Below are 22,193 nucleotides of genomic sequence, written 5' to 3' on the forward strand. Positions count from 1 at the left end.
TCCTAATAATCCTTTTTACTTTGGAGAATTAGATCAAGATAATACTATAAAACAAGATACACCCAGTTATTATTTTTCTCCTAAAGATGAAAGCAGTGGTTTAGGAAGACTTAGTATCTTTTATAAAAATGATGAACTTTGCTTGCTTAATTATTCTATTATAGAAAATTCTTTAAATATTAAATTAGAATGTTTAAGCAAACAAAGCTTAGAGTATAAAGACTTAATTTCAAACACTTTAAAAGAACAAAAAACCACACAAGTAGATAAAAAACAAGCTATAGCTAAACTTCATGCTCTTTTAGAAAATCAAAACCTAGAATGTATCCATGGAGGTAAAGTCATACTTAAATCAAACAAAGGAAAAACTTTTAAAGATGATGGTGTGCCTATAATGCTAGAAAGTGATTTATTAAACTCTAGTATAGTAGCTTGTCCTAATACTATAGCAGGTGTAAGTGTTCCTTGTACTAAAGTTGTTAATGTAAAAGGATCCTTATCTCAAAAGAAAGTCAATAATGAATATGTAATCTTACAAGAACTCATCTCAGCTTGTAAAACAGATAAAGGCTTTGCTTTAAAAGTAAGCTTTACTCCTACTAAGTTTAAATTTGATCACAGCTTTGATCCTAAAGAGGGCTTAGGAGAACAAAGTAAAAATCAAATAGAGTTAAAAGAACCTATAATAAGACTTCATTATAAAAGTGATAGATTTCAAAAAGATAATTTACCTATCTATAATCTTTTAATCAATAATGAAAAAAAAGAACAAGATAAGGCTTTAAATGAATTTAATATAGATTTAAAAGATTTAAAAGATATAGAGGATATAAATATTCTTAATCAATTCAAACAAGACTTTAGTAAAGATTATGAATTTAAAGAATTAAATCTTAGCTTTGATACTAATTTAATCAAACTTTATTTTATTATCCCAAAAAACATTGCTAAAGTTTATAAAAGTGCTTATAAGGAATTTGAAAATAAAGATTTAGGAGTAGGGTATTTTACACAGCTACATGAGTATGATAAAATCATCAAAAATGCTTTAGAAGATAATAAAGAATTAAACGAATATCATTTTAGTTTTTTAGCTCCTGCAAAAATGCAAAATTTAAAACTTCAAATCGCACAAGGACTAGATGAAATCTTAGAAGATGAAGATAGAAAACAAGAGCTTTATGTTTGTAAATTTGTGGTGGTAAATGGGGTTAAAATATGAAAATAAAAAATTTTACTTTAATTGCATCAAATCATAATTTAGAAATTGAGTTAAAAAATCTTACCAAAAATGCTAATAAAATTATTTTTATATGCAGCGATTTTGATGGATATAAAGAAGCTAAGAATTCTTTGTATAAGACACTACATACTATTGAAGATAATTTTAAAATTGATAATACAAAAACTTTTAAAATCATACATTTAAATCAAGCCAATAAAGACGAAATCACAAAAGAACAAAAATTTAGCTCTGATAAAAATTTATCTAGCATTAAAAAAATTATCTTTAATAATTTAAAATTTTTAAATAATGCAATTAATCAAAATGAAAATAAAACGCTCAATAAAATTATTGATGAAAACAATGTAGAAAATATTGAAAATTTTTTAAAAGAAATTCAAAAAGAATTAAATATATTATTAAAAAATATCAAAGAATCTAACTATTTTGAGCAAGAAATTAAACCAAAGATACAACTTACCCTAGATACACTTTTTAATACACTTTTAAAAAATATTACTCAATCTAATGATGATGAATATAAGCAAATTATTAGAGCTATAGCAAAATTTTTTATCAATATACTAGATTCTGTAACCAATCTTAAAAAACCTGTCTCTTTAGTCAAAAAAAATCCTTATGTTTTTGTTGTAAATACATTATTTGAAGCTTATAATTCTTCTGCTGAGTATCAAGAGTATAAGGAACAAAAATATTATTATGATTTTGCTTATCCACTTTTAGAGCTTATTACTAGTAAGCTTTATCCTATTATCGCTTTGTGCAATGAAGAAATTTTATCTGATGTATTAATTATAGATGATAAAGTATTATTAGATTTTTCATCTTATTCTAATGTACCTTCTATTAGTCTTTATAAAAATAGTTTTTATAAAGTTATTTTAGATGAAGAATTTCAAGGTATTTTTGATAATTTTTTAGAAAATAATCTAAAATTTGAAAATGAAAAGTTAGATAATACACTTTTAGTGAATTCTAGTTTAAATAATTTTGATACAACATTAAAAAAAGCAATCAATTTAAATATCTCTAAACTCAATCATTTCTTTTATGCAGAATATCCTGATTTAAATTCTTCCATGCTAGTAGAAATGATATTAGATAAAAAAAATACTGATCAAATCAATACAACCAAAATGGGTAAAAATTATTTGCTTATTACTAATCCACCACAGCTTAACAATGCAGGACTTTGTGAGGACTTGTATCAAAAAAAATTAGGAGCAATAATAAAAAATCGCCCCAAAGCTCTTACAAAAAATGAAAAACTTGCATTAAAAGGCGATTTTCCTAGCAAAAGAGATTATGGTTCTTATTTTATAGAAAGAGATGTTAAAAAAGAAGATGATTATGTATTGCAACTTTGTCCTTTTGTGAAACTTGATGGACAGATTTATCAAAAATATAAGGGATATTTTAATTTTTATAATCAAACATATTCTTGGATGAAACTTTATTTATTAGAACATATAAACGAACGATTAGAATATGAAAAAGTTAAGCAAGATTTTGCTTATATTGATAGCTTTTTTAAATTGCCTAAAGAACTTGAAGAAATTAGCGAAAAAGAAAAAGAAAAAGTAGAAGAATATGTCGAGCTTTTTAATAATTATTTAGATAATATCAATTCTCGCTATGACCAAACACAATCTAATCTTAACTCAGAAACATTAATGTTTAAAACATATGAAAATGTAGATTTTAAGAAATACTCACCTTTAACGGTTGTTTTATTGACTTTAACTTTGTATGTTTTACAAAAAGACTTAGCTTTTACGCAAGAATATTCTTTGGGATATAAATTGTTTCAGGCAAATATTGGTAATTATCAAAAGATTAAAATACCAAATTATTTTAATGAGTATATTTCATTTATCCCTGATGATATTTATTTTTATGATAATGATAAAAAAATTTATATCTTTTTATCTAAAGAATTAAATAAAAATAAAAAAGAAGATGAAGTTATTTATTTAGATGAATTAGCCAAAGCTATGTTTGAAAATGATTTTGAAGAAGAAGATCAAACTTATGTAAATTTTTTAAAAACCTTAAATGAAAGCTTTGATGAGGAGATTGAATTTGAAGAAAATATACAAACAGACAAAACTCTTCCTTCAAAAAAAGATTTAGATAAAAGCATTCAAGATATTATGCTTGATAAAGAACTTGCAAAATTATCTATAGATATTACTTTTTTTAATATCATTAAGCAACTTTTTCCTTTTACAGAATTTTTTATGAGTCAGCCTGATTTTTTTAAAAAAATGATTTTATTTTTTATAGATTCAAGCTTAGATAAAAAGTATTATGGTAATAAATTATTTTCTAGTTTTAAAGCACATTTTTTTAAAGAACTAGGGATATTTTATGCACTTAGCCCTAAGGGGCGTTTTATAAAAATTAATCCAAAAAGTAAAAAATCACTCAATAAGCTTTTTTTATATCAAATAGGAACAAATTATTATTATTTTAATCAATTAGAATATGCAAGTGAATTAAAAAAGTCAAAGAGTTTTTCAAGATTAGATAAAGCTAAGCAAATTCATTTGATATCAAAAGTAAGAAAACAATTAGCTATTGATTTTTCTATTAAAATGAGTAAAGACTTGAGCGTGGATATATTAAAAAATTTAGCAGGATCTTTTATTGATACACTTTTGCCTACAAATTATGAAAGATTGAAAATTTTATATGAAAAACTAATGTATGAAAAATTTACTTACAATTATGATTTTCCTTTAGCTGTAAAAAAAGAAGAATATATAACCTATCCTTTATTAATAAATTCTAGATTTATGAGTTTTGATTTATCTGAGTTTATTTTTGGTTCTTTATTATGCACGGGTGGGCTTAATTATTATCCTAGTATTGCTTGTGCTACAACTTCAAGTGAAGCTAGGGAATTTGCCTTAAAAAGACTTTTATCTTATATTATTTTAGATGAAAAAAGAAGTGCTTTTATGGAAGATAAAATCAATGAAGGCAAATATATCTTAAATGATAAGGAATTTTTTGAAAAAAACAATATAGAACTTAGAAATTGTAATATATATAAGCTAGAGCATTTTCAAAGAAAAGAAGAGTATAAAATACAACACCCAGTGATAAAACAACACCCTATCTTAGCTTATAATGATACTATACAAATTTTATATGAATATGCAAATGGGATTTATAATACCACTCAAGATGAAAAAGGTAAGTTCATAGAAGATAGGCAAAAAGCAAGAAGATTGATGGAAAATTTAGAAGCCATAGGACAACATAATTTAGAAGTGATGTATAAGGGGATAAATAATAAAGATGTTGATAATGAAAGAAATAGAAGAAAAGATAAAGAAGATTTTAATGATATTAACAAATCCCAAGATTATTCCAACAAATTCATAGGCAGATTAGCTACTACTATAATCATAGAAGATGGTTTATATATAGGATGAAAGGATAAAAATGAGTGAAACTTACGAGATTTATACTTCTAATGGACTTATATTAGAAGTTGATAAAAATACAAATCAAATTATATTTGATAAAAGAAAAGATGGGCGTGAAGTAGGTAAATACACCCAAGAATATTCCAAAGCTTTGTTTGAAGCTGATCGTATATTAAGAACTTCTCCTTATATTAATTATCAACCTAGGTATCTAGATCCTGAATTTCACACAGGGGAGAAATCTACTTTACTTGAATTTAAAGATTGGCAAAGTATTTATTTAAAAGATCCTATCAAAGGAAGCATAGCTCCTTGGACTAAAGCAGAAAAAGCTTATTATAAATCTTTAAAAACTAAAAAAGAAAGATATAAATATTTAGTTATAAGAAGTGGTATAAGAAGTGTTGTTATAGATATACCTTATGAAGCTATAGGAGCTGTAGATGAAAAAGGAAATGTAGATCCTAAATATGAAAAATTATATAGAATAGTAGATGATAATAAACATAATCTAAGATCAAGTTTATTTCATAATGAATGGGGTATGGCAGCAGGAATATTAGGTGATTATAAATACCTAGCTAATGATATGTCTCAAAATGGTTTTAATGCAAGATTTATCCAAGCTACTATACTTTATATACAATTAAGTGGAGGAAGTAGTATATTAGATAAACCTAATTTATTAGGTGCTATTTATGGTTATGCAGATATTGCTGTAGGAAGTGGTTTAGTAGGAGTGCATAAAAATCCTTTAAGAGAACAAGAGATTAAAACCTTAGCTAAGACTTTAAAACCTGATGAATTTGGTATGCTTCCTTTTATAGATGAGATTATGGGAGTAGATTGGGTGATTGATTTAAATAAATATGATATAGCTAGTGATCAATTTGGAAGTATGTATAAAGCCTTAAGAAGTGATATAGTTGAGGGTAAGATAAAAGATCCAAGGGATGTAGATTCTACTTATGAAAGCAGAAGAGAATTTGATCGTTATAGGGGAGGGTATAAAAATGGAATGAGACAAGGTTATGAAACCGATACACCTAATGATTGGAGTGAAGAAAGGGCTCAACTTTTTAATGATACTTTAATATTACATGCCAAATTAGCAGCCCTAACCCCACCTCAAGGCTATCCTAATGCCCCTTATTATTTTACACCTGAAAGATTGGAATGGATTTATAAAAGAGGATATTTAGACAAACTCCTTGACCCAAGAATTCCTGCTATATATAGATATAATTTTCCAGAGGATTTAAGAGCTAAGATAAGAGCTTATGCTAAAGAGCATAATATCAAAGAGTAATTTAATCAAAATAAAAAAATATTTAAAGTAAAATAAAAACAAAAGGAAAAACAATGCAAAAAATACTTCAAATCGATTTAGAAAAAAGAAAAGCTTTAGAGAATTTCAAAAATCTAGCTTTATTAGGATTAGGTGGAACAATGCTTTTAAATTTAAAAGAACAAGCTTTGGATTTTAGTCAAGAATTAACTTATATAAATACTTATGATAAGTATTTAAATTTAAAGCTTGATTCTTTTTATATCCCTTCTACACTTTTATCTTTGCTTCAATTAACTAAGAAAAGCAAAGAAGCTTTTTATATCAATGTTTTAATCAATAGCGATACACATTATAAAAATCCTTTATTACAATATGCTATTACCCAAAAACAAGAACAAGAAAATATCGTTTATGCTTTAAAAAATAATGAAAATATTAATACTTCTTTTACTAATCTTAATGCTTTAAAATTAGCCTTAGAAGAAAAGAATTTTTATCTTAATTTTATAGACTTAAACAGCAAAGAAAGTCTTTTAAGTTTTTATAATCAAATAATAAGCAATAATCATTTTAGAAATTATTTTTATATAAAAAATAATCAATTTTTTATTAAAAAAGATATAAAAAATAAAATTTTATTTCATAGTATTCACTCTTCTTCTATTATAAGTAATTATCTTAGATTGTTAAATGATTTTAATACTTTAAGCAAGATAGAACTCATAAATATATTAGAAAGTTTAAGTTTATACAATCTTTCAACTTTAATGCAAACTATGCAAACTATACAATCAAAAAATGAATATAACTCAAAAGACTTTGATAAAGATAGTATCTTTTTATCTAATATGATTATGAATGTGAGATTGAAGTAAAAAGATAGTAGATTTGGTAAATTTAAATCTTGTTAAGTTTATTATTTAGTTCAAATAAAAAATATAAAATAATATAGAAATTCAATAGAAGAAGAGAAGCTTAGTTAAAAGTTTGTTTGGTAAGCCAAAGGGAAAATTATAGCTCCCCTTAAAAAAAGGGGAAATCAAGTGTTAATAACACTTGACTATAATTATACAAAGTAGTATAATTATTACTATAATTTTATTGGACAATTTAATCACCGCCTTTCTAGGTTATGATTAATGCCAAAGGTAGCCGCCTTTGGCATCTACCTTTTATAATTATACCAAATAAACTCTTTAACTTCTTTAATATAATCCATGAAAAGATTTTACTTTTTATTCTTTAGCACTTTGTTTTTTGCACCTTCATTTTTATTTGGTGCAACTGAAATAGCTAATAGCAATTTAATTTATACTTGGGGTTATGGCGATGTGATGAATGAAATCATGCAAGCTGTTAAAGGTATAACCACTGAAACAAGTTATATCGTTAATGCAGCCTTAGCTATCTCATTATTGCTTTTTAGTATCAAAAAAGCAATGGATGGACAAACAAATCCTGTGTTTGAATTTGGAAAAATGTTTATACTTTTTGCTGTAGTGTGGCAGATGTTTTTAAGGGCGCCAAATGACAATAGTCACCGCTTCATGATTCACGATGAAGTAACAAGTAAAGATTATGTCATTTCTCAAATTCCTATAGGCATAGGAAAAAGCTTTGCATTAATGACACAATTTGAGAAGGTTATCCTAGAAGCTATGGAAAAACATTTTTCAACTCCACAATCTACAAATTTTTCTAACGCAGGTTTAGGTTTTTCACTTCAAGTGATGAGTACTTTACCAAGCGTAAAGCTTTCGGCTATTGATGCAACTTTGCAAAAAAATATTGATTTTTATTTTAGAAACTGCGTTTCAGTAGGTATCTTACTTAATCAACAAGGTAGAAATCTTTTTCAAAATTCTGATAATTTAATGCAAGATCTTTTCACAAACATAGGCAATGGCTCTCAGCTTACTCCTTTGTTTAAAAATAACAATAATATTGAAGAACAAAGTGTTGTGCCTTGTTCTGATGCAGGTCCTCAAATCGTTGAAATGATTCAAAACGATACAGATGAAGCTATGAAGATTCATGCTGCTTTGCTTGGTATGGTAGATGATATGACAAATTATGAGCAAAAGTTCTTAGGCGCTGCGCAAATCTATAACGAACAAGCTGTAAGTGCTAGATCTTATTTACAGCAATCCATGATAATGCTTGCTTCTCAAGATGCAATCATTAATACCGCTAAATCAGTAGGATTAAATCCTGCTTCTGTGGCTGCAAATACTGCTTATGCGGATCAGCAATTTTACGCAAGTATGCAAGCACAAGGACACATGGCACAAACTTATTTGCCTTTAGCTAAAGCTTATTTAACAGCTATTATCATAGGTTTATCTTGGCTTGTTGCTTTGCTTTCTATTGTATTTGGCTCTTACGCTCATATTAAGATGTTTTTTACTCTATGTATTTGGATAGTACTTTGGACTCCTATACTTTGTATTATTAATTTTATAAATGATTTTAATCTTATGAATGTTGCACAAGTAATAACAGGTGGAAAAGCAGCTTTAAGCTTAGGAGATAACATGCTTATATTCAAAGAAGTAGCAAATAGATCAAATTTCATGAATTATCTTGTAATGAGTACTCCTGTTTTAGCTTATGCAATTGCTAAAGCAAGTGAGCAAGGATTTATAACTTTTGCTTCTGGATTATCTCAAGCTCTAACAGGTGCTTCAAGAGCTGCTGGAAGCTTTGCAAATCAGCAAGCTCTATCTACGCAAACTAGCATTGCTGCTCCTAGAGGAGATGAAGTTTGGGCGATGAATGCAGGGGTAGTGAGTTTGCAAGGTGCTACTAGCATAGGAAGCAGTAGATATTCTACTACTAGCATAGCAGGGGGTGGAACAACTGTGGCTGATGTAAATACAGGTTCTAAAATAAGTGGTGATATGCAAGGCGTTACTGCTGCTAACATTGCAGGACTTAGTGCTAGTAATATGAAATCAAAACAAGCTTCTTTAGCAGGTGAAGTTTCTCAAGGTATTAGCGATGCTTTAAAAACAGGACAAACTTCTCAATCTGTTGCTAATATGGCATTTGATCATTCTGCCTCTCATGGTATTAATGCTCAAGCACAAGAAATCTTTAAAGCAAGCTCTACTATGGCATTTGATAAGATGGCTCAAGCAGGAAATGAAAGGGCGCAGCAAATTATGTCGGCTTTAGAAGCAGGAGGTAAAATTGTAGGTATAGCAGGAGGTGATATTAAAATACAAGAAGCTGATGGTACAAGTAGAACCTTTCAATTCTCAGAAAAAGAAATGCAACAATGGGCTAAGGACTTTGGGGATAATGTGGCTTCTACTTATGCTCGTGATGATTCAGCTAGAGCCTCTCTTAATAATGCTTTCTCAACCTTTACAGGTAAAGAATTCTCTCAAGTGCATTCAGCTATTAATAAATATAGCTCGGTTGAATCGTTTGCAAGCAATGTTAACTCTGATTCTGTGCCTAAAGCACTCAATAATTACATTCGTTCAGGTGATAATGCAGCAATTACAAATGCTTGGAATAGTGGTAATATCGGAAAAGCTATGGCAATGGCTTCTGATGATTTCCAAAGATGGAGTGTTAATAATCCACAACAACTCTCTAAATACTTTAGCGCAGGAGATTTTAGTAGTCCGCAAAACACTATGGGTTCTGTAGGTATGCAAAATTATTATAGTCCTTCTACAGCTTCTGCAATCCATAAAGGCAATTATGGCACAGTAGATTCAGCAGCCGTAGGATTTGGAAATAGTTATGAAGCTGATAAGAAATCTATGGCAGAAGGACATTTTAACACTACAGGACAAAACACAGCTTGGGGACAAGGTAATTCACAAGGAACAGTGCAACAAGAAGTTCAAGGACAGGTTAATAATGCGGTAAATCAATTTAATAAAGGCGCTCCTGCAAGAACAGTTGATGATGGTGTTAAGGTTGCAGAAATGGCTGCTGATGGAGCAAAAGGTTCATTTAACAATACTGTAAATGCTTTAGGAACTGTAACTCAAACAGCCCTAAATAATCCTTCTCAACTTCTTGATTCTAAGTTTTGGACAGGTGCGAGAGATGCGAATGGTAATTTAATACAACCTTCAAATGGCGGAAATAATAATTCTGCTCCTCCTGCGCCTAAAATACCTCCTGAATTTTTAAAATAAGCAAGCTAATTTAGGCTTGCTTATAAATATTGTTAAAATATGTTTTTGCTTTTTATTTGTGGAAATATTAAGTATGTAATAAAAATTTGAAAAATGTTTGCAAGAATGATAATTAAAATAAGCTAGAAATTTTTCTAGCTTATTGAGGAGATATCATTTAAGCATACTCATATTTGAGAGATCTAACGATTTTCCATTTAGTTGTTCGTTTGAATTAAACTCATCTAAGGTTTTTCTCGACTTAACTGTATCATCAACCCAAGCATCTATTAAACCAAAGAAAAAAGAAAATGTTTTTTTGATGATCTTTAAAACCACTTTCACTAATTCATAAGGCAATTTTAAAATACCTATGAAAAGATTTTTAACTCCACTTTTAGAGCTATCTTTTTTAATACTTTTTATGGTTTTTATCCAAGCTAAAGCATAATATAAAATGAAAGCAGTTGCTATTAAGCCTATAAGTGTTTTTGTAAATATTTCATTCTTGCTTATAAATAAAATGCCTATATTAGTCAAAATCAATACAAGAAACACAATAAAAGTGATCTTTAATTTCATATTTACTGCTTTATCCATCTTTATTCCTTTCAATTATAACTTATTCATATTTTTAATAAAATTATACCATATTTTAATAAATTTTGCAAGTATTTTTGCTATAAAATGCTTATTTTTTAGTGGTTTTAACGAGGTTCTTTTTTTTATTTAACTTGGGAAAATCTTGCATGTGCTATTTTGTTTCTAGCATTAGAACCATCTTTACAAAACAATAGTCGCAATTCTTTTTATTAATTCATGAAGTGAAAATATATTTTCACATTTATTAAAATCAAGATTAAGCAAATTATTCACAATGTTATATTCTTTTTCTTTCATAGTTAAAACCTTTATAAAATTTTCTAAACTAAATAATTTTTAAAACATAGCAAGAATTATATTCAAGAATAGTTTAAAAATATTTTTTAAGATTTATCATGAATGTAGTTTTTATAAAATTAATTGCATTGATTGTCTTGATTTTATTAATATTAGATTTTTAATGATTTGTTTATTTTAATGTTTAATTATATCAAAAGCTTTTTTTTTATATGATTAATATAGAAAGACTTAATTTATTGGTGGCTGAAGGAATAAAGTGCTAGAAAAAATAAAATTGTATCTGGAAAACTATCGCATTCAAAAGGTATTGTTTGAATTATTAAATTTAGATTTAAAAGAACTAAACTATTCTTGGAATGATAATATTAATTGCTTCTCGTTTTCTGGGGGTATAATTAAGTTATTAAAGTTGAATGAATATTATATAAAATCTTCATTAGTATATACTAAAGATGGACAATGGCTACAAAAGCAAGATGATTTTATTGGTTTACTTAGCAATTTATTTAAACAAGATGAATATAAAGAAATAGATGATTTTGATTTAGGAGTTGTAAAATCAATTTCTTGCTCAAGTTCTAACAACGAAACTAATTATTTTGCTAATATTAATTTATATGAATCTAATATAGATCCTAGAGATATAATTTATTTATTTGGTTTTGATACTTTTCGAGCATTAAATAAAAAGGGTGGATGGGATTTACAGTCATGTATTAAACATTTTCAAGAAGATAAAATTTTAGAATTCACTTATTATGAGTGGGCTGATTGGTATGAATGGAATAATCATAATGGTTCTCATCATTTTGCGGTTGCTTTATACCACTTAAGGAACAACCAAGATAAATATAAAGTTAAAGCTAGGATAAAAATAGAAAAATTAAATCAATATAATTTAAAAAAACTTTTAGAAGAGTATGAAATTTTTATAACCCATGAGGATAATATATATAAAATAAATTCTTTATTTAATCAAATTTTTACAGCACAAGATTATAAAAATTACAAATTAAATAATGATAAGACATATGCAATAGTTTTCAAAAAAAATAAAATAAATAATTTTATTTTAAATATACTAAATAAACTAGATTCAAAGTATTTCTTTTATTGGAATAGGGAATTAAAAAAGCATTCAAATCCAAAATAATGTAAACCAAAAGCCACGCCTCTTTCGGTTCAATGTTTTTTGTTGCAATTGTATTAAGCTAAGACTAAGCGTGGATCTTATAAAATAGTTGTAAGAAAGTTATTTTAAAAGATAGTCGATTAAATCGATTATCTTATTTACTGTCTCCAAAAAGAGAATCGTAAATTCGATTATTTCTCTAATCATAGCCACCCCCTTTCTAAACAATCGGAAGATTAGCCTTATTAGTGCTTAAATACAAGCTATATTATAGTAAATTTCATCAAAAAAGCCAAGTTTTTTGCTATAAAATACCTATTTTTTAGGGGTTTGAAACGGATTTTTTTTATTTAACTATGTCAATTTTTAGGTGCTTATTTTATAAGATTTTATAGCGCTATTTGCAAGATCGGCTAAGAATTTGCTTCTATTATCGCTTATTGTATCTATTGCCTCTACTAAGCTTTTAGGCAAGGTAATATTAATTCTAATTTTTGCTTCATTATCAATAGGTTCTTTAATATAATCACCTTTTTCAAGCATAACTTCTAATGCTCCTTTAAAAGCTTCTTTGAGATCTTTTAAGGCTTCTATTTCATTTTCACCATCTCCCATAATATAAGGGAAATCTTTATATCTTGCAAAATATCCTCCGCCATCTTTTTCATCAAGTTTTTTTATAATAATTTCATAAGGTAGATTAAGATAGTAATCTAAGTCTTTCATAATTCATTCTCCTGTTATAGCTTTTAAAACCATTTTGACATATATAGCCTTTATAGGGCGTTTAAATGGAATAGTAATAAGATCACATTCTTTTTTTCTAAATTGATAATGTGAACCGCCTTTATTAAAACATTCATAACCTTCGCTTTCTAATAAAATCTTAAGCGTTTCAAAGCGCACATTGTTAGGATTATTTTTTAAATCTTTAATAATTTTATCTTTTTTACTCACTATAATATCCTTATGAGTATGTATTATACACACTTTTTATTAAGTATCACTTATAAACCGAACGCAATTCTTTTAATAAAGTTTAGATATAATCTCACAAAACGCTTACTATGTCGTTTCATAGTTAAGCCTTTAGGGTTATTTCCGCCAAGAGTTAAAACTCAAGGCGGATTTTTATGAAGGAAAGATTTAAAATGAGAAATTTAACTTTAGAAGAAAATATATTTTTAGCAAAAAGAAACCTTGTAGATATTATTTGGAAATCCGCGAATTTAGAAGGTGTAAATGTTACTTTTCCTGAAACTCAAATGATTATAGATGGCTTTAGTGTTCCTGATAAAACAATACAAGATTTAACAATAATTTTAAATCTCAAAAGAGCTTGGAATTATTTGTTTGATACCATTAATGAAAAAGTTAGTTTGAGTTTGATACAGGACTTTAATAGGATTGTAGGCAGAGATTTGGTTCATAAATCAGGATTTTTAAGAACAGCTGATGTTAAAATAAGTGGAACAAATTTTAAACCAAAATTACCTATTGATTATGAGGTTAGTGAAAATATAGAAACAATTTTAAAAAATGAAAATAAAAAAGAAGTAGCATTGGATTTGATGTTATATCTTATGAGAAGTCAATTATTTTTTGATGGAAATAAAAGAACTTCAATGCTAATTGCTAATAAAATTTTAATTGAAAATGGATTCGGTATTTTGGCAATTGCTAAGAATGATATGAATGAGTTTTTTGCCCATCTTGTTAAATTCTATGAAACAAACAATAATTATGAAATAAAACAATTTTGTAAAGAAAATTGTATTGAAACAATGGTTTTTCATAATGATGAAGAAAAAAACAAATTATAGGAAAGAATTGAGATAACACCCAAATTTTCATATAAAACATTAAAACTTATTCATTCAAAAATACTATAATTAAAGTGTATTAAGCATGGCTACTCTTTCGGTTATAAGAAGGAGACATGATGAGTAGTCATTGATTTTTTAGTTCTTGTCTTAGAATTAATTAACGAGATAATCAAGCTTGTTGATTATCTCACTTAAAAAACCGTTGAAAATTCTATAAAAACCACACTTAGTCTAAGCTTAATACAATTGTAACAAAAAACATTGAACCGAAAGAGGCGTGGCTTTCGGCTATTTGTTCTTGCAAAGTCTTTATCGTTAATATGTTCTATTATAAAACTTCTATAAAAATTTCTTTACTTTTTAGTTCCTCATAAAAATTTTTTCTTTTATTGGGGTCGTTTGTAGTTACAATGGTAAATCCTGCTTGTTGAATTTTCATGAGAATTTCTTTTGAAATATTCATACTATGGAATAATTTTTTAAAATGTTCAGGTGTCATTACTGCTGCTCTAATATAATGAAAAAATGGATTACCATTTTCTTTATTTTTATTATATTGCATAGTATTATTAAACACTATGTCACTGCTGTAACTAATGTTTTGGAAATTATCTTCTTTGATACGCTTTCTCATCTCATTATAAAATGAAGTTAATTTGTTATTCTCATCTTTAATAAGATTAAGTATAGGATCTGGAATTTTATCTAAATATTGATTTTTTTCATCGAAATTATCCACATTAAAAGAAGTAATATAGTAAGATTTATCCATTGCTAATATTATAGAAGTTGAAGGATAATTTTTATCATAACCATCAAAATATAAATTCACATTTACATCGTGATATTGATAACGAAGTTTAATACAGTTTCCGACTTTTTTATATTTAGCATTATTGTACTTCTCTAATAAAATACCTAAAATAATAGTATCACTCATTTGCACTCCTTTAAAACGAAAATCTAAATATTATGTTATTATACAATCAACATTTTAGAGCAATACTAAATATAAACTAAATTGACAATTTTTTTATTGTATGATATAATTTAAAATCATTATAAGGGCGGATCGAGATCGCCCATCTTAAATACTATTTTAAGTAGCTATTCAAATCTTTTTCAAAACTCTCTATTAAATCACTTAAAAAAGCATTGATTTTATTTGGCATAACGCCTATAAAGGTATTATGTGATTTTGTGGTGATTCTAGGAGCTAAAGCCTTTTGATTTGTTATTTTTGTTTTATATAAATTTTCCCAGTGAAAACTTCTATTTCTGATTGTGAGTAAAAGGTTAAGAACAATATTTGCTTTTTCTATATTGCTAAAACTATTTTTATATTTTTTATTATTTACATAGTGAAAGTAATATTCTTTGTTGTGTGCATAATATTTTTTAAAATTTATATTAGAAGAATTAATTATTTTTGCCTCTAAGTGTTCTAGCTTAATTATAAATATTACATCTCCTAAAGAAATTCTTGAAATGAGTTGATTGTTATCTAATATTTCTTTGTTTTGCAATTTAATTATTTTTTGTTTGATGTTTTCTTCGTTATAATTTCTTAACCATTCTAAATCTTTTTCTTTCATATGTTTATCTAGTAAATTTCTTAATACTAGTTCAAGTATTGCTATTTTTGTTGTTATGCTTGCAATCATTTTTAAATTATCAAAATGTTCGTAAATATTATTATAAGATTCTAATCTTTCTTTAGAAAACAAATATTCAAGATCGGTTTGTTCTGTTGGCATGAATTTCTCTAATATTGGATTAATATTCTTAAATCATATCAAATTTTTACAAAAAATATTATTATTCACACTTGTAAGTACTTTTTTCAAGCTTTCTTTCCATTTCTTTTTTTGGAAATAAAATTACATGGTAAAATGACTTATCTTAAAAGCCTATTTTACCAATGTTTTTACTTTCAAATGGTGTTTTTTACCCATTCAGATTCAACTATCGAAAGAACTCTTGCGGTTTTGTAAATATTGTCTTGCGGATTTAGTATAGTTCTCACAGCGTAATACTGTTCGTTTTTAACTTCCTCTTTTTCAACTACAACTATCGTATCAACTGATTCTTCTTGAAGTTTCAAAGGAATGTATAAAACTACTCTTTGCTTATAAGCTGCAGGAATAATCATCTTTTGAAGATTATAATTATCTTTGATGATTTTCAATTCACCATTAATAATGTGTCCTATGAACCTATCATTTAGTTTTTTCACAATTTCAGGTAATCGCTCTTTTCTCTCAAAAAGATGCAAATGATTTACTCTAAAATCTAATTTACTATCAAAAATGATTTCATTTTTGAATGTATCATAATCGCTTAAAGATTTAGGTATTTCTAAATCATCTAAAACTCTATCTCCATTAGAACAAAGTTTTCTAAAAATATATCCTCCATTTTCCTGCTTTTCAAAGCATGCAAATATTGGAAAAACACCTGTACTATACAAACCTGTATTGAAACATGCCTTTGTTTTGTCTTTATTATAAGTAATAATATCAGGATAGCTTTTATTTTCGTAAATGAACTCAAAATATTTAAATAGATAAGAAAATAAAATATTATTTCCGTTTCCCCAAAATTCTTTTTGAGCTATATTGGAAAGCTCTTGGAGTGTATTTAGAAAATTTGGAAAATAGGCAAATTGAAACAACAAAGGTTTCTCTTCAACTTTGTTTTGAATTTGATCACGATTTGAAGTCTTGTTTCTTGTGGTAGCTTTTTGAATATAAACTAAAGAAGGTTCGTTTTCATCTTTTTCAAGATCAAAGCCTGCTTCTATTAATGCCTTACTACAATTGATTTTTAAATCATATTTTCTTTTCAAATATTGACTGATATGTCCTGTAGTAACATGGTCAAATTTAGTTTTACTATCTTCATAGGCTTCTAAAATTAATTTTTCTATGTTTTTTTCCACGCTAAAAACCTAATTGTCCTTTCTTATAATCTTCTAAACCTTTCAATAGTCCAAAAAGTATGTCAGAATCAACCGCTCCTTCAATAGGAGTGCCTATTACTTTTCCTGTTGGAGTTAAAATATAAGTTGTTGCGAGTTAATTACAAATCAACTAAATAAAATATATATATTACAAGTTGTTTTCAAGCAATATGTAATTTTATTTCAATATGTGATACACATTAATACAACTTTACTTCAAGTATAGTTTATGTTTATGTAATTTTTATTTCAACTTAACTACACTTTTACTACAACATAACTACAACTTGAGTGCAACTTTATTACAATTATTTTCAACTTAACTACAACTTGAGTTCAACTTTATTACACTTTCACTACACTTTAGCTACAAAAATGTGAAAATTTGCATGTTTTTTGAAGTAAAAGTGTAGTTAATATGTAGTTAATGTTATTTTTACTATAACTTGAGTGCAACTTTATTACAACTTAACTACAAAAAAGAGTTTGTTTAAAATACTATTTTATAGGGTTTTTAATATTAATTTAATTTTTATTGTTGAAAAAAATATACTAAAAAGTGTAATAAAAAATAAAATATCAATATTTAGGGCTTATCTATGTTAAAACCCTTATTTTTAGGTTCTTTTGCTTTTTTTTGAAAAAAATGTAAAAAGTTGAGCCAATGGGCATAATGCAAGAGTATAGCCCAAATATAGGCATTTAAAGCTTATTATTGCGGGCAAGTAATCACCAATGTTTTACCGACATTTTGCGATCTGTAAAAGGTTTTTAAAATATCTATTTTTAGGTGGTTGCCATTATTGATTATCAAGTTATCATGTAATATTTTGGCAAAAATAGACTTTAGAGCCAAAAACTGCAAAATTTTCTTCATGGCGTGTGTTTTTGATTGTGCTTGATTTATAGCGATAGTATGAGAGCTAGGGCTGATTTTAGAAGTTCTAGCGAATTTTCAAAACTGCGTTGCAATTTTGAAATGTGCTGTGGTTTTTGTTTTGGGTTAATTTTTGCGGGTTTTTTAATTTTATGTGAACATCTTGAGTGGATATAGTGTTTAAAATCACAGAATTAGCCCTTAAAAGGCTAAAAGGGTTTTTTAATGGTATTTTTTCGTCTTAGGGTTACTTTTTTGATTTTTGGGCGTTTTTTGAAAGAATATCGATTAGTGTTTCAAAATCTTGGATTTCTGATTTGGTGATTTTGAATTTGTCTTTGAGTGTTAGAAACTGATAGGCTGAAACTATATCAAGCTTTGGGTATTTGGCTTGTAAATCGATAATGCTCTCATGGTTTTTAACTCTTTTTAGTTTGGCAATAAAAGTGTTTTTTGTTTTTTTGATATAAGACATAACAGCAGGTGTCATTTTGCTTTTGTTTTCATCTGTTTTGCCATAGATTGAGAGTATGAATGCTAGACAGCTAGTTATATTGATAAATAATTTATCGTTTTTCTCTTTGTGGATTATTTTGTTTAGGTATATTTTGGTAAACCAAGTTTCTATGGCTTTGTGCATTTTGTTTTTTCGCTTGGGCGTGTATTAGTTTTAGACATAAGTTTTCTCCTATGGTTTTAGTGCTTTATGAAATTATACCGTATTTTTATTTAACTTGGGTATGAAATGAGTATTTTTATATATCAGGGAAAGTTTATGCTAGAAATATGTTTAAAAAATGGCAAAGATAGGGAGTAAATGAGAAAGAATGAGGTGATAAATAAGGGAATAAATGAGGGAATAAATGAGGTGATAAATGAGAGAAAGAATGAGTATAAAGGCTATAAGGATTTGTGTTAAGGATAGCGTTAAGATGAGATTTGAATGCGTAGAATGCAAGATAGGGAGGAATGGGAGATGGGGTATAAAGGGGGTGATAAATGAGGGGATAAATGAGGGGATAAATGAGGGGATAAATGAGGGGATAAATGATGAAAATTATTCAATGAAATGTAGCGGATAAAGAAGGGGGAATAAATGAGGTGATAAAGGGCGAGAAGAAGACTTTTCTATTTAAAGGGGGGGGGGTGAAACGGTTTAGGTTAGGTATAAAAATGGCAATATTATTAACGAAGTTAATGTATGGTAGGTATAAAATTTTTTAACACCCTTTTTTTGAGAAAAATAAATTTCATTCTAAAAATACTATAAATCTCCAATTTATAGGCATTCTTTGCTTTAGGGTAGGTATAAAAATGCCATTGCTTAAACCTAGACTTTTTAATGCTTAATTAAAACTATTTTTTGTCTTTTCGTGGGTTTGGATTTGGAGTATTTTTTAATTGAAAAATTTACAAAAATTTTAGAGTAAAGATAGATAAAAAAACAAAAAAATAAATCAAAATAAATATAGTTTTGCTGTAATTTTCTCTTTGAATTTTTGCTCGTGAAAAGTACAAGATAATTTTTTTATTTTTTTTAATCATTTAAAAAACAATATTTTTTATATGAAAATTCACAGAAAAAAAAGATAAAATTTTAATACTAATTTTAATTAATTTTATTTTAAGTCTAAAATATATAGAGATAAAAGTGGTATAAAAAATACACTATTTAAAAAATACTTATTTTTTTACTTGTTTTTAATTGATTTTTATATCTAAAATATTTTTCTCATAAAAACATGATTACTCGTTTATATAGATAGACTTTTCAAGCTTTCTTTCCACTTCTTTTTTCTTTTTTTCAATTGCTTCATCAAATCCTTTAAGCACTGAAAATGGAGCAAACTGTGCCGCTCTTTTTTCTAATGGCATAAGAGGATATTTTGTAGATTTTTTGTATTTAATATTAATAATATCATCGTGGTTATTAGGCATTGTGTCCTCCTATTTGCGAATTAATTTTTAAGCCATTTTCAAGACTCGAGGCTTTAAAAATAGATTTTTTTCCGTATTTGTGAACAATCGCAAGTCTAGCTTTTTGTAATTTCTCCTCTTTTATAAGATTTTTATTTTCTTTCTGTTCTATGTCGGCAAAAAGATTGGGTTCTTTAAAATTTTTTATTGTGTCATTTTTTACAACATTATTAAGAGTAAGACTTATTTTTCTAATTAAAAAATCAGCATTAACTATTAAATCAAACAATTCTAAACCTTTATTGCAAATAGCTTCCAAGGAAGAGCTGTGGTAATCCAAATTGATTGTTGAATGTGCATTTTTTGGAATAGATCTTCCATAGGAATCTTTGCTCATTGGACCATTGTAGCTTTGTACCTTTTCTAAGCTTTCTTTATCATATTGTACATCTAAAACGATTTGATTGCATGTTAAATTTTGCTCAATTAGCTCAAGAACCATATGATCGACGATTTCTTTAAGCATATCTCTAGCTTTTTTAAAACTATAAGGCTTAGGCAAAACCTTAGCCATTACCTTAGAGATATGTTTGCTTTTATATTCTTTAATAGCTTGCATTGTACAGCTTTCAAACCCCCAAGCATGATCGATTAATAACTCAGCATTTACTCCAAAAATTTGATAAAGTTTATCCTCGTTATTAAGAGAGTATCTTGCTAAATCTCCCATATTGTTAATGCCTATGCTTTTTAGTTTTGTTGCATATCCTTTGCCTATACGCCAAAAATCATTTATGGGCGTGTGTTGCCATAATTTTCTTCTATAAAGCATTTCATCCAAATACCCTATGCAAAGTCCATCTTTATTAATATTTTGTTTTTTGGCTAATATATCCATTGCAATTTTTGCTAAGTAAAGATTTGTTCCTATTCCCGCAGTTGCTGTTATTTGAGTTGTTTTTAAAATTTCAAATAATATGTTTTCAATGAGTTTGTCAGCAGATAGCTTATAATGTTTGATATAAGGAGTTAAATCAATAAATACTTCATCAATGGAGTAAATATGAATGTCTTTTGGATCAAAATACTTTAAATAAATACTGTAGATTTTAGAACTATAGTCTATATATGTTGACATCCTAGGTTTTGCGACAATGTAATCAAGCTCTAAATTGGGATTATTTATTAGTTCAAGATGATTGTATGATTTTGCACTGAAATATTTAGCAATTTTTAAGCGCTCGTAATTGATTGTTTTTACTTTTTGTATTAGTTCAAATAGTCTTAATCTGCCTGATATATTATAAGATCTTAATGCGGGAGATACCGCAAGACATATTGTTTTTTCAGTTCTACTTTCATCCGCAACTACAAGATTGGTATTTAGAGGATCTAATTTTCTTAAAATGCATTCAACAGAAGCATAAAATGACTTAAGATCTATAGCTGCATATTTTTGCGTATTATCCATATTTTCACATTAGTATATAATAATTATTTTTTAATTGTATAAAAAGAATTTTAATAGACTAAGATTGTTAATTTTTAGTTCTTGTTTTGGAATTAATCAATAAAACAATCAAGCTTGTAGATTTTTTCATCTAAAAATTTTATCAAAAACCATACCTTGTTTAAAATTACATAGTATTACTCAATATTATGCTTTTATATATTTAAATCGAGCAAGCAAAGTATACGAAAAGATTTATATCAAGTTTAATTTTAAATGATAAAATTTAAGCTGAAATAATGATAAAGTTTTTTGAAAATGCTGATTGTAATAAAAAGTTACATTAATATAGGCAAATGAAATTTTCTGCTATTTTTTTTAATAATAATTGCTATTGATAAAATAAAAATCTGCCTTATTTTATACATCGAAAAATCTCAAAATCTTTATTACTCCTTTCATTTTTCGCTATTTAAAAAAATGGAACTGTTATAATAAGGATCTTGCTTTTTATATAAATCATAAACCAAAATACCAATAAATTAAAAAAAGAAAGAGAAAATTAGTTGAAAAACAAATCGAGAATTAATTTTTAAAAAGATAGGAGAAACAATGAAAAAACTTAGAAAAATAGAGAAAAGAAATATTTAAAGATAAAACTTCTGCTTACAGCATTACATAGCATTATGCCAAAGGATATAAAAGGATATAAAGGAATAAAACGAACGAAGTGCAATTTGACAGCTGGAACGAACGAAAAAAGAGCTTAAACAAAGTAAAATTAATCAGAAAAGTTAGTGTAAAAAAGATTTATTGGCTTAGCATTGGTTTAAATATCGGTGCTAAAGTTTAAGGTAAAAATGAGTTTTTTACGCGTCCTGTTTTGGTAGTGAATAATTTTTATAATGGCACATTTTTAGGCGCACCTTTAAGTTCTAAGACTAAAAACAAAAAAAGGCTTTTTATTTCACAAATTTAAGGACAATAAAGGCACTTTACAAGTTGCACTTTTA

17 protein-coding genes are annotated in these 22,193 nt (G+C 26.8%); 8 read left to right on the forward strand and 9 right to left on the reverse strand.

Annotation, left to right across the window (positions count from 1 at the left end; all coding sequences use genetic code 11):
• The 5 genes from AJ887_RS06670 to AJ887_RS06690 form a co-directional block, all read left to right on the forward strand.
• The coding region (locus tag AJ887_RS06670) for a hypothetical protein (protein WP_261659872.1) at positions 1–1,222 on the forward strand (1,222 nt) is incomplete at its 5' end.
• On the forward strand, positions 1,219–4,689 hold the full coding sequence (locus tag AJ887_RS06675) for a hypothetical protein (protein WP_070285014.1): 3,471 nt from the start codon (positions 1,219–1,221) through the stop codon (positions 4,687–4,689). The genes AJ887_RS06670 and AJ887_RS06675, both read left to right, overlap by 4 nt.
• A 10-nt stretch (positions 4,690–4,699) precedes the next feature.
• On the forward strand, positions 4,700–5,992 hold the full coding sequence (locus tag AJ887_RS06680) for a hypothetical protein (protein ID WP_070285015.1): 1,293 nt from the start codon (positions 4,700–4,702) through the stop codon (positions 5,990–5,992).
• Positions 5,993–6,045: 53 nt separating this feature from the next.
• The gene (locus tag AJ887_RS06685) at positions 6,046–6,849 is read left to right on the forward strand and encodes a hypothetical protein (RefSeq protein WP_070285016.1); all 804 of its coding nucleotides are present in this window, start codon (positions 6,046–6,048) and stop codon (positions 6,847–6,849) included.
• 342 nt (positions 6,850–7,191) lie between these two features.
• Positions 7,192–10,134 (forward strand): conjugal transfer protein TraG N-terminal domain-containing protein, encoded by a 2,943-nt coding sequence (locus AJ887_RS06690; RefSeq protein WP_261659873.1) that lies wholly within the window; start codon positions 7,192–7,194, stop codon positions 10,132–10,134.
• Between the two features lie 153 nt (positions 10,135–10,287).
• Here AJ887_RS06690 and AJ887_RS06695 read toward each other — a convergent pair whose 3' ends face one another.
• The gene (locus AJ887_RS06695; protein ID WP_052781572.1) at positions 10,288–10,713 is read right to left on the reverse strand and encodes a hypothetical protein; all 426 of its coding nucleotides are present in this window, start codon (positions 10,711–10,713) and stop codon (positions 10,288–10,290) included.
• Positions 10,714–11,272: 559 nt separating this feature from the next.
• Between AJ887_RS06695 and AJ887_RS06700 the strand changes: the two genes are divergently transcribed.
• A complete protein-coding gene (locus tag AJ887_RS06700) occupies positions 11,273–12,169 on the forward strand; it encodes a DUF6685 family protein (RefSeq protein ID WP_070283390.1) in 897 nt (298 codons plus the stop codon).
• Positions 12,170–12,514: 345 nt separating this feature from the next.
• Here the strand turns inward: AJ887_RS06700 and AJ887_RS06705 are convergent, their stop codons facing one another.
• Positions 12,515–12,874, reverse strand: coding sequence for a type II toxin-antitoxin system HicB family antitoxin (locus AJ887_RS06705; RefSeq protein WP_002779573.1), 360 nt, complete (start codon positions 12,872–12,874; stop codon positions 12,515–12,517).
• Between the two features lie 3 nt (positions 12,875–12,877).
• Entirely contained in the window at positions 12,878–13,105 is a 228-nt protein-coding gene (locus AJ887_RS06710; RefSeq protein ID WP_002790357.1) for a type II toxin-antitoxin system HicA family toxin, read from the reverse strand.
• A 194-nt stretch (positions 13,106–13,299) separates the two neighbouring features.
• Here AJ887_RS06710 and AJ887_RS06715 point away from each other — a divergent pair, with 194 nt between their 5' ends.
• Entirely contained in the window at positions 13,300–13,971 is a 672-nt protein-coding gene (locus AJ887_RS06715; RefSeq protein WP_186299775.1) for a Fic family protein, read from the forward strand.
• Positions 13,972–14,302: 331 nt separating this feature from the next.
• Here AJ887_RS06715 and AJ887_RS06720 read toward each other — a convergent pair whose 3' ends face one another.
• The 4 genes from AJ887_RS06720 to AJ887_RS06735 all read right to left on the reverse strand — a co-directional run bounded on the left by AJ887_RS06720 (position 14,303) and on the right by AJ887_RS06735 (position 18,453).
• Complete coding sequence (locus AJ887_RS06720) at positions 14,303–14,914, reverse strand: DNA repair protein Rad50 (protein WP_052793810.1); 612 nt, start codon at positions 14,912–14,914, stop codon at positions 14,303–14,305.
• 154 nt (positions 14,915–15,068) lie between these two features.
• A complete protein-coding gene (locus AJ887_RS06725) occupies positions 15,069–15,731 on the reverse strand; it encodes a hypothetical protein (RefSeq protein ID WP_002871457.1) in 663 nt (220 codons plus the stop codon).
• 176 nt (positions 15,732–15,907) lie between these two features.
• Positions 15,908–16,915: a DUF3825 domain-containing protein gene (locus AJ887_RS06730; RefSeq protein ID WP_070285020.1), complete on the reverse strand. Its 1,008-nt coding sequence runs from the start codon at positions 16,913–16,915 to the stop codon at positions 15,908–15,910.
• Between the two features lie 1,145 nt (positions 16,916–18,060).
• Positions 18,061–18,453, reverse strand: coding sequence for a hypothetical protein (locus AJ887_RS06735; RefSeq protein ID WP_070240622.1), 393 nt, complete (start codon positions 18,451–18,453; stop codon positions 18,061–18,063).
• 235 nt (positions 18,454–18,688) lie between these two features.
• On the opposite strand from AJ887_RS06735, the gene AJ887_RS06740 reads away from it, so the two are divergent.
• Complete coding sequence (locus AJ887_RS06740; protein ID WP_070285022.1) at positions 18,689–18,895, forward strand: hypothetical protein; 207 nt, start codon at positions 18,689–18,691, stop codon at positions 18,893–18,895.
• Positions 18,896–19,559: 664 nt separating this feature from the next.
• Here the strand turns inward: AJ887_RS06740 and AJ887_RS06745 are convergent.
• A complete protein-coding gene (locus tag AJ887_RS06745) occupies positions 19,560–19,751 on the reverse strand; it encodes a hypothetical protein (RefSeq protein WP_060787623.1) in 192 nt (63 codons plus the stop codon).
• The gene (locus AJ887_RS06750) at positions 19,744–21,201 is read right to left on the reverse strand and encodes a DNA methylase (RefSeq protein WP_070240620.1); all 1,458 of its coding nucleotides are present in this window, start codon (positions 21,199–21,201) and stop codon (positions 19,744–19,746) included. Before AJ887_RS06750 ends, AJ887_RS06745 begins: the two co-directional genes overlap by 8 nt.
• Between the last annotated feature and the right edge of the window lie 992 nt (positions 21,202–22,193).

Origin of the sequence: Campylobacter sp. BCW_6466 (assembly GCF_001762835.1) — a bacterium.
Lineage (GTDB): Bacteria > Campylobacterota > Campylobacteria > Campylobacterales > Campylobacteraceae > Campylobacter_D > Campylobacter_D jejuni.